Origin of the sequence: Pseudomonas sp. HY13-MNA-CIBAN-0226, from assembly GCF_040310305.1 — a bacterium.
In the GTDB taxonomy this organism is placed as follows: domain Bacteria; phylum Pseudomonadota; class Gammaproteobacteria; order Pseudomonadales; family Pseudomonadaceae; genus Aquipseudomonas; species Aquipseudomonas gregormendelii.
In genome coordinates, this window is the sequence record NZ_JBEOPS010000024.1 from 90,244 (window position 1) to 103,183 (window position 12,940).

The following is a 12,940-nucleotide window of genomic DNA, read 5'->3' on the forward strand; positions in this document are numbered from 1 at the left end:
TAAGCAATGGACTTCACACTCAGCTCCGAGCAGCAGATGCTACAAGATACCGTGGCCCGACTGGCCCGCGATCACTACAGCTTCGAAGCCCGCGAAGGCTACTACCACAGCGAAGCCGGCATGAGCCCGGCGTTCTGGAACCAGATGGCCGAACTGGGCCTGTGTTCGGTGCCGGTTGCCCAGGAACATGGCGGCTTCGGTGGCAGCGGCGTGGACAACATGCTGATCATGACCGAGCTCGGTCGCAACCTGTGCCTGGAGCCGTTCTTGCAGTCGCAGATTCACGCGGCCGGTCTGCTGCAGCAACTGGGCGATGCCAGCCAGCAGGCAGACCTGTTGCCGCAAGTGGCTGAAGGCTCGCTGCAACTGGCGGTGGCTTTGGAAGAACTGCAAAGCCACTACCAATTGCACGATGTGCTGACCCAGGCGCGCCCGGTCGAGGGGGGCTGGTGTCTGTCCGGACGCAAGATTGCTGTGGTTGGCGCTGCCAGTGCGGCGTTGATCCTGGTGTCGGCGCGCACCGGCGGTGATGCTCGTTGCGAACAAGGCATCAGCCTGTTTCTGGTCAAGGCGCAAGCCCAGGGGCTGCAGCGTCGCGATTACCCCTGCATCGATGGCCCGCGTGCCAGCGACCTGATCCTGGACGATGTGTTTGTGGCCAGCGCTGCGCTGCTGGGCGATGTCGGCGAGGCCTTGCCGGCCTTGCGTTATCAGCAGGGCCGAGCCATTGCTGGACAGTGCGCCGAAGCCATCGGCGGCATGCAGGAAGCCTTTCGCCTGACCCTCGACTACCTCAAGACGCGCAAACAGTTCGGTGCGCCGATCGGCAAGTTCCAGGTGTTGCAACACCGCATGGCCGACATGCGCGGCGAACTGGAAATGGCCACCTCGATGGCAATCCTTGCCGCCTGCGTGGCCGATCAGGCCGATAGCGATGAGCGCAGCCGGCAACTAGCCGCCGCCAAATTCGTGATTGTCCGCGCCGCACGCCTGATCGCCGAGCAAGCGATCCAGTTGCACGGTGGTATCGGCATGACCTGGGAATACAACCTGGCCCATCACGCCAAGCGCCTAGTGATGCTGGGTCATCAGTTGGGTGATGACGACCACCATTTGCAGGCCTACGCAGACTTGCTGCGCAGCGCCTGATCAATCACTGCAAAAGCGGTGACCGCCTCGGGCACAGGTCACCGCGCCAAGACGGGAACACACTATGAAAGTACTGGTGGCGGTAAAGCGTGTGGTGGATTTCAACGTCAAGGTCCGCGTCAAGGCGGACAACTCCGACGTCGACCTGGCCAACGTCAAGATGGCGATGAATCCCTTCTGTGAAATTGCCGTGGAAGAAGCGGTACGCCTCAAAGAGCAGGGCATTGCCACTGAGGTTGTGGTCGTGAGCATCGGCAGCAGTGCGGCACAGGAGCAACTGCGCACGGCGCTGGCCCTGGGTGCCGACCGCGCCATCCTCGTCGAATCTGCCGAAGATCTGACTTCCCTGGCCGTGGCCAAGCTATTGAAAGCTGTTGTCGACAAGGAACAGCCTCAACTGGTGATCCTCGGCAAGCAGTCTATCGACAGCGATAACAACCAGACCGGCCAGATGCTTGCCGCGTTGAGCGGCTACGGTCAGGGCACTTTTGCTTCGAAAGTCGCCATCAGCGGCGACAGCGTTGCGGTGACCCGCGAAATTGACGGCGGCGCACAGACGGTTGCTCTGAAACTGCCGGCCATCGTCACCACCGACCTGCGTTTGAACGTACCGCGCTACGCGTCGCTGCCCAACATCATGAAAGCCAAGAAGAAGCCGCTAGAGGTGCTCACGCCCAGCGCTCTGGGCGTCAGCTGCGCTTGCACCGTGCACACCTTGAAAGTCGAAGCGCCGGCCGCTCGTAGCGCCGGGATCAAGGTCAAGTCGGTGGCCGAACTGGTCGAGAAACTGAAAAACGAGGCGAAGGTAATCTAATGGCTATCCTGGTTATCGCTGAACACACCCACGCAGCACTGGCAGCTGCCACCCTTAATACAGTGACCGCTGCGCATCAGATCGGTGGCGACATTCATGTGCTGGTCGCAGGTCAGGGCGCTGGTGCCGTGGCAGAAGCGGCGGCGAAGGTGGCTGGCGTGACGAAAGTGCTGCTGGCCGACAACGCCGCCTACGCTCACCAACTGCCGGAAAACGTCGCTCCTTTGGTAGTCGCTCTTGTTCAAGAAGCAGGGGCTGACCGCTACAGCCACATCCTGGCTGCCGCCACCAGTAACGGTAAAAACATTTTGCCGCGAGTTGCCGCGCAACTGGATGTGGACCAGATCTCCGAGATCATCGCGGTCGAAAGCGCCGACACCTTCAAGCGCCCGATTTATGCAGGTAACGCCATCGCGACGGTGCAGTCGTCTGCCGCCGTAAAGGTGATCACTGTGCGCGGTACCGGGTTCGACGCCGCTGCCGCCGAAGGTGGAAAAGCCGTCATCGAAACGCTCGCCATGGTCATCGATAGCGGTCAGTCGACTTTCCTCAGTGAAGAACTGGCCAAGTCCGATCGCCCGGAGCTGACCGCCGCGAAGATCGTCGTGTCGGGTGGGCGTGGCATGCAGAACGGCGACAACTTCAAACACCTTTATGCGCTGGCGGACAAGCTCGGCGCGGGCGTTGGGGCGTCGCGCGCCGCCGTCGATGCCGGTTTTGTGCCGAACGACATGCAGGTCGGCCAGACCGGCAAGATCGTGGCGCCGCAGTTGTACATCGCCGTGGGCATCTCCGGCGCGATCCAGCACCTGGCTGGCATGAAGGATTCCAAGGTCATCGTGGCGATCAACAAGGACGAAGAGGCGCCGATCTTCCAGGTGGCCGACTACGGCCTGGTGGCGGATCTGTTCGACGCCGTGCCGGAACTGGAACGGGCGATCTGAGGAGGTGCTTGTGAATACTTTCAAACAAATCGGTGTGATCGGAAGCGGCGCCATGGGCCGGGGGATCGCTCAGTTGTTCGCCACCGCAGGCGTTCCGGTTCTGCTGTACGACAGCCGCAGCGAAGCGACGGAAGAGGCGCTGCAAGCCAACCGGGCTTTGCTTGAGCGCTCCGCAGCCAAGGGCAAGTTGAGCAGTGAAGCACTGGCGACCGCACTGGCTTGCATGCGACCGGCCGTAAGCCTTGAGGCCCTGGCCGATTGTGATTTGTTGATCGAGGCGATCGTTGAAAACCTCGACGCCAAGCAGGCGCTGTTCCGCGCGCTGGAGCAAGTGGTCAGGGCCGATGCGGTGCTGGCAACCAACACCTCTTCCTTGTCGGTGAGCCTGATTGCCAGTGCCTGTCAGCATCCCGAGCGGGTGGCCGGGTTTCACTTTTTCAACCCGGTGCCACTGATGAAGATCGTCGAAGTGGTACGCGGCGAGCTGACCGATCCGCAGGTGATCGAACGCCTGGCGACACTGGCCGGGCATGCGGGACATTTTGCCGCGACGACGCCAGACTCTCCGGGTTTCCTAGTCAATCATGCCGGTCGGGCCTTCGGTCCGGAGGCATTGCGTATCCTGGGCGAGGGGATTGCCACCCCGGCGCAAATCGATCGCATCCTCAAGGACTGCCTCGGATTTCGCATGGGGCCGTTCGAGCTGTACGACCTGGTCGGCCTCGACGTCTCCCATGCGGTGATGGAGTCGATTCATACCCAGTTTTATCAGGACCCGCGCTACACCCCGTCGGCGCTGGTGCCACCCCGTCTGGCCAGTGGCTTGTTGGGGCGCAAAACAGGGCAGGGCTTCTATCGCTACCAGGATGGCAGTGTCGTGGAGGAAGCGCAGCAGACGCCGCCGCAGGTGGCCATCACCCAGCCATTCTGGCTGGACTGCGGTGACTCGACAATGCGCGAGCGGATAGCGGCGGTTCTGTCTGTTGCCGGCGTGGTGCTGGAACAGGGTGATCAGCCCAGTGCGAGCGCCATCTGCCTGGTGACGCCGCTGGGCGAGGATGCCAGCAGCGTGATCGCCCGCAAGCGACTGCCGCCGCGACGCAGCCTGGCGCTGGAGACCTTCGCCGGCTTCGACACGCGCCGCGTACTGATGCGCCAACCGGCGCTCGACGCGCAGGTGCTGGCGCAGGCACGCCAGGCCCTGGGCGCCGATGGCGTACCGGTGGAGGTCATCAATGACTCGCCGGGCTTCATCGCCCAGCGTGTGCTCGCCGGGATCGTCAACCTGGGCTGCGAGATTGCCCAGCGCCGTATCGCCGAGCCCGCCACTTTGGACCGTGCGGTGCAGTTGGCCCTCGGTTACCCCCATGGCCCGCTGGGGTTCGGTGACCATTACGGTGCGTTGCAGATCCAGCAGATCCTGCACCAACTGCATGAGCTGTATCAGGAGCCACGCTATCGGGTCAGCCCCTGGCTGCGTCGTCGGGTCCAGCTCGGCCTGCCACTGACCACTGCTGAGGATTGAGCATGACGGCCTATATTTATGATGGTTTGCGTTCGCCGTTCGGTCGCCACGCAGGGGCTTTGGCCGGTGTGCGCCCCGATGACCTGCTGGCCAGTGTGGTGCGTGCCCTGGTGGCGCGTAACCCGTTCGACGTGGGCGACTATGAAGACCTGATCGCTGGCTGCAGCAGCCAGGCCGGTGAGGACGGGCGCAACCTGGCGCGTCATGTGGCTCTGTTGTCCGGTCTGCCGACGGCCGTGGGCGGTTTGACCGTCAATCGTTTATGTGGCTCCGGCCTCGCCGCCGTGCTTGATGCTGCCCGCGCCGTGCGCACCGGCGAAGGCGAGCTGTTTATTGCAGGCGGCGTCGAGAGCATGAGCCGGGCGCCGTTCGTGGTGGCCAAGGCGCAAAGCGCCTGGTCCCGTGACTTCCATGTCTACGACAGCACCATCGGAGCTCGCTTTCCCAACCCGAAGGTAGAGTCCGGGTTCGGTGCCGATTCGATGCCGCAGACGGCGGACAACATCGCTCATGAACTGGGCATCACTCGCGAAGAAGCCGACACCTACGCCGCTCGCAGTCAGGTGCTGTTCGACGCGGCGGTGCGGGACGGTTTCCAGGCCGGTGAAATTCTGCCGATCGAGGTCCCCCAAGGGCGCAAGCAGCCACCGAAGCGGGTCGAACGTGACGAGCATCCGCGTCCCCAAAGTAACTTCGAAGTGCTGTCAGGCCTGCAGCCTCTGTTTGACGGCGGCGTTGTTACCGCCGGCAACGCCTCGGGCATCAACGATGGCGCTGCTGCGCTGCTGATTGGCTCGCGCGCCATCGGTGAGAAGGCCGGCCTCAAGCCGCGCGCACGCATCCTGGCCGGTGCCGTGGCCGGTGTCGAACCGCGCTTGATGGGCCTCGGCCCGGTGCCTGCCTGCACCAAGGTCTTGCAGCGCGCAGGCTTGAGCCTGGCCGACATGGACCTGATCGAAATCAACGAAGCGTTTGCCGCGCAAGTGCTCGGCTGTGCCAGACAACTCGGCGTGGCCTTCGATGATTCGCGCCTGAACCCAAACGGTGGTGCCATTGCCATCGGTCACCCGCTCGGTGCTTCCGGTGCCCGTCTGGCCTACAGCGCGGTGCGTCAACTGGAACGCAGCAACGGGCGCTTCGCCCTGGTCAGCTTGTGCATTGGCCTGGGCCAGGGCATTGCCTGCGTAATTGAACGCCTCGACTAACAAACATCACAAGAACTAACCCGGAGAATTACCCATGGCCAACAAGGCAAGCTTCAACTGGATCGACCCACTGCTGCTGGATCAGCAACTCACCGAAGAAGAGCGCATGGTCCGCGACAGTGCCCAACAGTTCGCGGCGGACAAGCTCGCGCCCCGGGTGCTGGAGGCTTTTCGTCACGAACAGACGGACCCTGCGATTTTCCGCGAGATGGGCGAGACCGGCTTGCTCGGCGCCACCATTCCCGAGACCTACGGTGGCAGCGGTCTGAACTATGTGTGCTATGGCCTGATTGCCCGTGAGGTCGAGCGCGTGGACTCTGGTTATCGCTCGATGATGAGCGTGCAGTCCTCGCTGGTGATGGTGCCGATCAATGAGTTCGGCAACGAAGCCACCAAACAGAAGTACCTGCCGAAGCTGGCCAGCGGTCATTACATTGGCTGCTTCGGTCTGACCGAACCGAACCATGGTTCTGATCCGGGCTCAATGATTACCCGGGCGAGAAAAGTCGACGGCGGCTACCGTCTCACCGGGAGCAAAATGTGGATCACCAATAGCCCGATCGCCGATGTCTTTGTGGTCTGGGCCAAGGACGACGAAGGCCAGATTCGCGGCTTTGTCCTGGAGAAGGGCTGGCAGGGTCTGAGTGCTCCGGTTATCCACGGCAAGGTTGGGCTGCGTGCGTCGATTACCGGCGAAATTGTCATGGACAACGTGTTCTGCCCTGAAGAGAACGCCTTCCCTGAAGTGCGCGGCCTGCGCGGTCCGTTCACCTGCCTGAATTCGGCGCGATACGGCATCGCCTGGGGCGCGCTGGGTGCGGCCGAAGACTGTTGGCACACGGCGCGCCAGTACGTGCTTGATCGCAACCAGTTTGGTCGACCGTTGGCTGCCAACCAGTTGATCCAGAAAAAACTGGCGGACATGCAGACCGAAATCACCCTGGCCCTGCAGGGTTGCCTGCGCCTGGGACGGATGAAAGACGAAGGCACTGCCGCGGTCGAAATCACTTCGATCATGAAGCGCAACAGCTGCGGCAAGTCCCTGGACATCGCGCGCCTGGCGCGGGACATGTTGGGTGGGAACGGCATCAGTGATGAGTTCGGCGTGGCCCGTCATCTGGTCAATCTGGAAGTGGTCAACACCTACGAAGGCACCCATGACGTGCATGCGCTGATCCTCGGCCGCGCGCAGACCGGTATCCAGGCATTTTTCTGATGCTAGCCTGAAAAGGTTTTTCGCTAGGCCCGATACCCATGTGGGTGTCAAGCCTGAGCGAAGTGATTGGCCGAGTGGTTCTGAATACAGATTGTTCGTAGAGGGCCATTTCTCGTGCTGGCGTACCGTGCCCAAGCACGGCACCGCGATAGGCTCGCTGATCTTCAGGGATGTGGAATTTCACATCTATATCAGCAACTGGTTGGTCAGGCCAGGTGCGTTTTTTCGCGCCTGTCGCAGTGCAGCAACTGCGTTAGTGGGTCAGCAGCAATCCTCGGTTTTCCGGGTATGAACACAGTGATTGGTTCGAGGTGCCGGACGAAATAATCAACCGCCTTCAGGCTGATTGCCACCGGCGATGTGCCCGGCTCGGTCAATAGGTATTGACCCGGCGCCCAAGGCTAGACCAGGCAGGCACCATCACTCGCAACCTGATAGAGATGCTGAACCGGACTGATGGATCAGTACCGTCACCCATCACAGAAAATCGAAGCAGAACGCGTGCCTAGGGCTATTTGTTCTAAATCCGGAGACTATCCATGCATGTAGATAATGCCATACGTTCACGCAAGTCGGTCCGCCGCTTCCTGCCCCTGGGCATCTCGAAACCGGTGATTGAACATATTTTGCAAGTAGCTTCACGGGCGCCCAGCGGAAACAATCTACAGCCCTGGCATGTGCATGTGCTGACCGGCGATGCCAAGCAGGCGCTGTGTACCGATATCCTGGAATCCACGGCGCTTGAGGCCGAGGGACATGATCCCGAATATCAGTACTATCCGAACAGCTGGTTCGAGCCCTACCAGAGCCGTCGCCGCGCCTCCGGTTTTGGTCTGTATGAAGCGCTCGGCATCGACCGCAACGACCTGCAGGCACGCGAGCGCCAGAACCTGCGCAACCTTCACTTCTTCGACGCGCCGATCGGCTTGCTGATCAGCCTTGATCGCCGACTCAATACCGGCAGCTACATAGACTTGGGCATGTTTATCCAAAACATCATGCTCGCCGCTCGCGGCCAGGGATTACACACCTGCCCACAGGCAGCATTCGCCTCGTATCACCAGATCGTCCGCCGCCATGTGCCGCTCGCGGACGAGGATATTCTGGTGTGCGGTATCGCACTGGGGCATGAAGACCGCGACGCTCCGGAAAACAGCCTGCAGACACACCGCGAACCGGTGGCCGCGTTTACCTCTTTTCATGGTTTCAAAGCGCGGGCGCAGGGTAACTAGGAGCAACCGGTTTGTGAAACCCGGGCGCGCTGCCCGGGGTCAATCAGGCCGCTCGGTAAGTCAGCAACGAACGATTACCGCAAGCGATGGGTCGCTGTCGCCGCTTACGATGGAAAAGACAACATCGACTCGTTTGGCGTGTGCTCGTAAGTTGAGGACAGCACGGCATTGAGTCGGTCGCTTAACAGGTTCCAGGCGTTTTTCTTCACTTGTGCATAGTCGTGGTGCAAGTCATGGCGCCTCACCCGAGAGCCGGCCAGTACATGATTTTGGCAGCGATCGATGACATCCAGGCTAACGCCTAAGGCTTGCATCATGGTCGCCCCCGTACGACGCAGGTCATGCGGAGTCCAGTCGCCGTTGTGGCCGTCGGCAAGGACCAGGGTATCGTCATGGCACCGTCTGGAGAGGGCCTTGCGGTTTTTGAAGCGGGCCTGGCGATCGCGAACCTGTTTGCTCACCACTTTCACGTCCACATGCCCATCATCCAGCTCGATGATCGACTCAGCCGGGTTATTCGGCACCACCAGTTGCTCGTCGTCGCTCTTCAAGCCTGGCTGCTCGTTTCGGCCGCCTCCCTTTTACCCGTTTGCCGATCCCTTATCGTAGGGGGAAACGGTGTCCTGTGCTTCACGGGGCTCGTGAAAAATCCTGCATTGCTCTCGGTATCCCCATCTCCATCAATCCCTTGCACAGCACCCCGACGCGACTTATAGTCCGCCCGTCGCCCATATGGCGTCCGGGTTTGGCGACCCGCAGTGGAATGCAAAAGCGTTTGCTTCGTTGCAGGCGTTTTTGCATGCGCAAAGTTGTCGTAATGGCAGCTGTGCGCGGGAGACCTTCGGGTCTGCCGGCTTCCACTCCGGTTCGCCAACCTGCGTACAGTTGCCACCCCTTCATTTGGCGACGATTGGTTGGTAAACCTCTAAATAGTGGAGATTTACTCATGAATGAATACATGGCTTTAACAAGCAACGCCGACGACCTTCCTTCGCTTTACGTGAATACCACGCAGCCGCTCCATTCTCTACTCAGCACCGCCAGCTATACAATTGGTGCCGTCACCCAAATGCTGGAAAATCTCGCGATGCGTGGTGACATCAACACCGACTCTGTAATCCTCAGTGACTTCGCTTTGCTCTGATGTATCCCGCTGCGCGACGGATGCGACGTTCTTGATGTCATCGCGCGGCGCATGGACAAAGAGCCCGCCTCTTCAAGAGAGTAGAGGGCTTCCGATAACATCAGGAAATAAACCCTGAGTTTTGCGTCTTGAGGTAAAGCAACCTTTGCCCAGGGTAAAACGCAGCGAGGCCTGCAGCGTAAAAGCCCGAACATAAGACTGACTCTATCAACCTTATGTTTGGGCTTTCTTGCTATCGGACAAACTCAAAACCAGCCGTGCAGACTCGGCACGAGCCGTATGTGGTAGTTCCGCACGTACGGATCTGTGCGGGGGCAGCAGGTAACTGCCTTCCCTACCGCGACCGGTGGTCGAAAACCCTATCCGCTGGAAACCATGTTGCGCATTCATTTGCTGCAAAACTGGCTCTCCCTGAGCGACCCGACGATGGAAGCGCTGTATGAAATCACGCCAATACGCCAGTCTGCACGCCTGACCCTCAGCGCGCCTACCTCCGAAGACACCACGATCATGACCTTCGGCTCCTGCTGGAAATACATAAATTGGCCCATGCGATCTTCACCATCATCAATGGTTATTTGCAGGAAAAAGGCTTATCCCTACGTCAGCTGTGTTAACGTTGTGAACGGTTTCAAGCACTTTTTCTCCTGTTTGACCGGATCGAACGCTGCCTTCCAGCGTTTTCTCGAGAACCTTCGCTTCATTGGTGGCCTGCCCACCCCCGGCCTTCTGTTTCACCGACAGATGCAGCCTTCATCACATCGCGCCATCGGTTAAGCCGATTTTAGTGCGCATCACTCAGAGCTTGATGGCCCGACCGATACCGGTACGAGCGTCACTCTTTTCCGCGTTCAGTCGTCGCTTGGGCCAAGATCCCGCGTGCGATGAAGCGCCTGAAGGAAGGAGTCTTTATGACTTTTAGAGTTGCCATTCTTGGCGCCGGCCCTAGCGGCTTGGCACAGTTACGTGCTTTCGAAGCCGCCCATTGCGACGACGCTGAATCCCCCGAGATCGTTTGTTACGAAAAGCAGAGTGACTGGGGCGGTATGTGGAATTACACCTGGCGCACTGGTTTGGATCTGTATGGCGAGCCCGTCCATGGCAGCATGTACCGGTATCTCTGGTCAAACGGCCCCAAGGAATGCCTGGAGTTCGCCAATTACAGCTTCGAAGAACACTTCGGCCGGCCGATTCCTTCCTATCCGCCACGCGCCGTGTTGCGTGACTACATCATCGGCCGCGTAGCCAAAAGCAACGTGCGCCAGCACATCCGCTTCAATACAGCGGTGCACTGGGTTGCCTATGACGAGAGCACCAGCAAGTTCGCAGTCACCGTGCGCGACCTCAACCAAGACCAACTGATCACCGAAGAATTCGATCACGTAATCGTTGCCACGGGACACTTTTCGACGCCCAACGCGCCTTACTTCGAAGGCTTGGAGCAGTTTCCCGGTCGCGTATTGCACGCCCATGATTTCCGCGATGCGTGCGAGTTCCAAGGCAAAAACTTGCTGCTGGTTGGCAGCAGTTACTCGGCAGAAGACATCGGCACGCAGTGCCACAAGTACGGCGCCAAGTCGGTTACTTTCAGCTATCGCACCAAGCCTATGGGCTTTGATTGGCCAGAGTCCTTTGCCGAAGTGCCGTTGCTCACCCGTGTGGTCGGCAAGACCGCACATTTTAAGGATGGCACCAGCAAAGAGGTCGACGCGATCATCCTGTGCACCGGGTATCGGCATCATTTCCCGTTTCTGCCCAACGAGCTGACGCTGACCACGCACAACCGGCTGTACCCGGAAGGTTTGTACAAAGGCATCGTGTCTTTGGCTAATCCGAAGCTAATGTTCCTCGGCATGCAGGATCAGTACTACACCTTCAACATGTTCGATGCCCAGGCCTGGTATGCCCGGGACATTATGCTGGGTCGTATCAAGCTGCCAGCAGAACAAGCCATGGCCAGCGACACCCGTGAATGGGTGGCCCGCGAAGAGCAAGTGGCTGATCCCTTTGAAGCCATCGACTATCAGGGTGCCTACATACTCGACCTGCTTGAGTCGACCGATTACCCACCCTTCGATGTTCTCGCCGTGTCTGATATTTTCAAGGAGTGGGAGCATCACAAAGCAGCGGACATCCTCGGCTATCGCAACAAAAGCTACCGCTCCACGCTGACCGGCACCATGGCGCCCGTGCATCACACGCCGTGGATGGATGCGATGGACGATTCACTGGAAGCCTTCCTGCACGGCAAGCAATCGAAGCCAGCAAAGGTATCTACATGAATCAGCCAAGCCTGAGCCAGGCGCGGTCGCGCTTTACCACCAGCAGCATCCGCTGGGGTTTTACGTGGGCGTTGTGGTGCGCCGTGCTCTGGGGGGCTTGGTACGTGCCAGGCTCCGCGGTTTGGTTCGAAGCGCCTTATGTAGACCTGAAGTACGACACCAATGCCGAGTTCCTGTTGGCGGCAGCCGTGTTGACCACCTTCAACGCCGTTGCCGTGTTGTTCTTCTTGTTCGTTTGGAACGGGGTACTGGGCAAGTGGGGCGAGTACGTTCGCACCATCAAACAGATGCGTTACATCTCTAAGTGGTTCTTCATCGGCGCCATCTTTGGCGGCCCGATGGCCATCTTTGGCTCGTATTTGGCGATCGGTTATATCGGCGGGGCCTTCGCGGCGATTTCCGCATTGATGTACCCCGTCATCGGCGCAACGCTGGCCAGGCTCTGGTACCAGGAGAAAATCACCCTGCGTGCAGCTGTGGGTATTTTCATCATCTTAGCCGGCGGTGTGACGGTGTATGCACCCGGCATCATTGCTGAAATCACCGGCACCGGTGACACCGGCTGGCTGGGTTATTTAGGCGGTGCAATGGCTGCTATTGGCTGGGGTGTAGAGGGCGCAATCGCCGGTCGCGGGCTCGATGTTGCCGACCCGGATGTAGGCATTACAGTGCGTTTTACCGCTGAAGTGCTGTATTGGGTCGCACTGATTTTGCCTGCCATCTATTTGTTTACCGATCAGCCGGTAGTCGAACTCGTGGTCGCCACATTCAATTGGGCCGCCATCGGCTGGCTGACGTTAGCGGGCGTGACTTTCGCCTTCTGCTACGTCTCTTGGTACAAGTCGTTCCCACTGATTGGCGTCGGCCGCGGGCAAGCTATTGCCGCGCTGTATGGTTTGTTTGCGGTGATCTTCCTCGCCGCCTTCACGCTGAAGTTTCCCGAGTGGAACTTCCTGGCAGGTTTGGTGCTGTTTGTGGCGGGCGGGTTTGTGATGTTCACCGAAAGTGATGAGGTGCTCGAAGTCGTGCGCGCCGTATCAACCGACCGCAAAAAAACTGGCACTGCCGCTGATGCAGTTACCTCGTGATGATGGGAGCAAGCCATGAATAAACTGCATATGAAGGGCCGCATTCTCCAGTTGATCAACGATCAGCAGGACGTCGGTATCTGGGACTGGCAAATCACCGATACGCTGATGAGTGAGTACGGTATTAGCGGTGCCTACTGGCGCGGTAACACCCGTGTCACCCTGACGGACCTGTTCTCCAGCGGCATCATCGAAAGTGTTGAGGAGAAGCTAGATGATCAGGCCTATTTTGGTGCCGGCCGAGTGCTGTTCAAATTCAGGGTTAACGACTTTGGTCGTCAACGCATGCGCGACACTGCGCTGGCCTGATGGTTGTTGCTACTTACTATTATCAATAAGGA

The 12,940-nt window shown here is 59.5% G+C and carries 10 protein-coding genes and 3 pseudogenes; 12 read left to right on the forward strand and 1 reads right to left on the reverse strand.

Going from position 1 to position 12,940, the window contains the following annotated elements; all coding sequences use genetic code 11:
- Window positions 1–6 precede the first annotated feature (6 nt).
- The 7 genes from AAEZ05_RS23920 (at window position 7) to AAEZ05_RS23950 (ending at window position 8,085) form a co-directional block, all read left to right on the forward strand.
- Window positions 7–1,149 (forward strand): acyl-CoA dehydrogenase family protein, encoded by a 1,143-nt coding sequence (locus AAEZ05_RS23920; RefSeq protein WP_045060695.1) that lies wholly within the window; start codon window positions 7–9, stop codon window positions 1,147–1,149.
- A 64-nt stretch (window positions 1,150–1,213) separates the two neighbouring features.
- Window positions 1,214–1,963 carry an electron transfer flavoprotein subunit beta/FixA family protein gene (locus AAEZ05_RS23925; protein WP_045060696.1) on the forward strand — a complete coding sequence of 250 codons (750 nt, stop codon included), beginning with the start codon at window positions 1,214–1,216 and terminating at the stop codon, window positions 1,961–1,963.
- The gene (locus AAEZ05_RS23930) at window positions 1,963–2,907 is read left to right on the forward strand and encodes an electron transfer flavoprotein subunit alpha/FixB family protein (RefSeq protein ID WP_045060697.1); all 945 of its coding nucleotides are present in this window, start codon (window positions 1,963–1,965) and stop codon (window positions 2,905–2,907) included. Before AAEZ05_RS23925 ends, AAEZ05_RS23930 begins: the two co-directional genes overlap by 1 nt.
- A 10-nt stretch (window positions 2,908–2,917) precedes the next feature.
- A complete protein-coding gene (locus AAEZ05_RS23935) occupies window positions 2,918–4,432 on the forward strand; it encodes a 3-hydroxyacyl-CoA dehydrogenase (protein WP_350649195.1) in 1,515 nt (504 codons plus the stop codon).
- Between the two features lie 2 nt (window positions 4,433–4,434).
- A complete protein-coding gene (locus AAEZ05_RS23940; protein ID WP_350598255.1) occupies window positions 4,435–5,637 on the forward strand; it encodes a 3-oxoadipyl-CoA thiolase in 1,203 nt (400 codons plus the stop codon).
- Between the two features lie 34 nt (window positions 5,638–5,671).
- Entirely contained in the window at window positions 5,672–6,853 is a 1,182-nt protein-coding gene (locus AAEZ05_RS23945; RefSeq protein WP_045060699.1) for an acyl-CoA dehydrogenase, read from the forward strand.
- 539 nt (window positions 6,854–7,392) lie between these two features.
- Window positions 7,393–8,085: a nitroreductase gene (locus tag AAEZ05_RS23950; RefSeq protein ID WP_350598258.1), complete on the forward strand. Its 693-nt coding sequence runs from the start codon at window positions 7,393–7,395 to the stop codon at window positions 8,083–8,085.
- A 104-nt stretch (window positions 8,086–8,189) separates the two neighbouring features.
- Here AAEZ05_RS23950 and AAEZ05_RS23955 read toward each other — a convergent pair.
- Window positions 8,190–8,576: pseudogene (locus AAEZ05_RS23955) on the reverse strand (site-specific integrase); the annotation flags it as partial.
- Between the two features lie 455 nt (window positions 8,577–9,031).
- On the opposite strand from AAEZ05_RS23955, the pseudogene AAEZ05_RS23960 reads away from it, so the two are divergent.
- From AAEZ05_RS23960 to AAEZ05_RS23980, 5 genes and pseudogenes are all read left to right on the forward strand, one after another.
- Window positions 9,032–9,313 (forward strand): annotated as a pseudogene (locus AAEZ05_RS23960) (short-chain dehydrogenase).
- Window positions 9,314–9,559: 246 nt separating this feature from the next.
- Window positions 9,560–9,837: pseudogene (locus tag AAEZ05_RS23965) on the forward strand (transposase); the annotation flags it as partial.
- A 303-nt stretch (window positions 9,838–10,140) separates the two neighbouring features.
- Window positions 10,141–11,511 (forward strand): trimethylamine monooxygenase, encoded by a 1,371-nt coding sequence (locus AAEZ05_RS23970; RefSeq protein ID WP_045060701.1) that lies wholly within the window; start codon window positions 10,141–10,143, stop codon window positions 11,509–11,511.
- A complete protein-coding gene (locus tag AAEZ05_RS23975) occupies window positions 11,508–12,599 on the forward strand; it encodes a DMT family transporter (protein WP_045060702.1) in 1,092 nt (363 codons plus the stop codon). Before AAEZ05_RS23970 ends, AAEZ05_RS23975 begins: the two co-directional genes overlap by 4 nt.
- A 15-nt stretch (window positions 12,600–12,614) precedes the next feature.
- A complete protein-coding gene (locus AAEZ05_RS23980; protein ID WP_045060703.1) occupies window positions 12,615–12,908 on the forward strand; it encodes a hypothetical protein in 294 nt (97 codons plus the stop codon).
- Window positions 12,909–12,940: the final 32 nt, after the last annotated feature.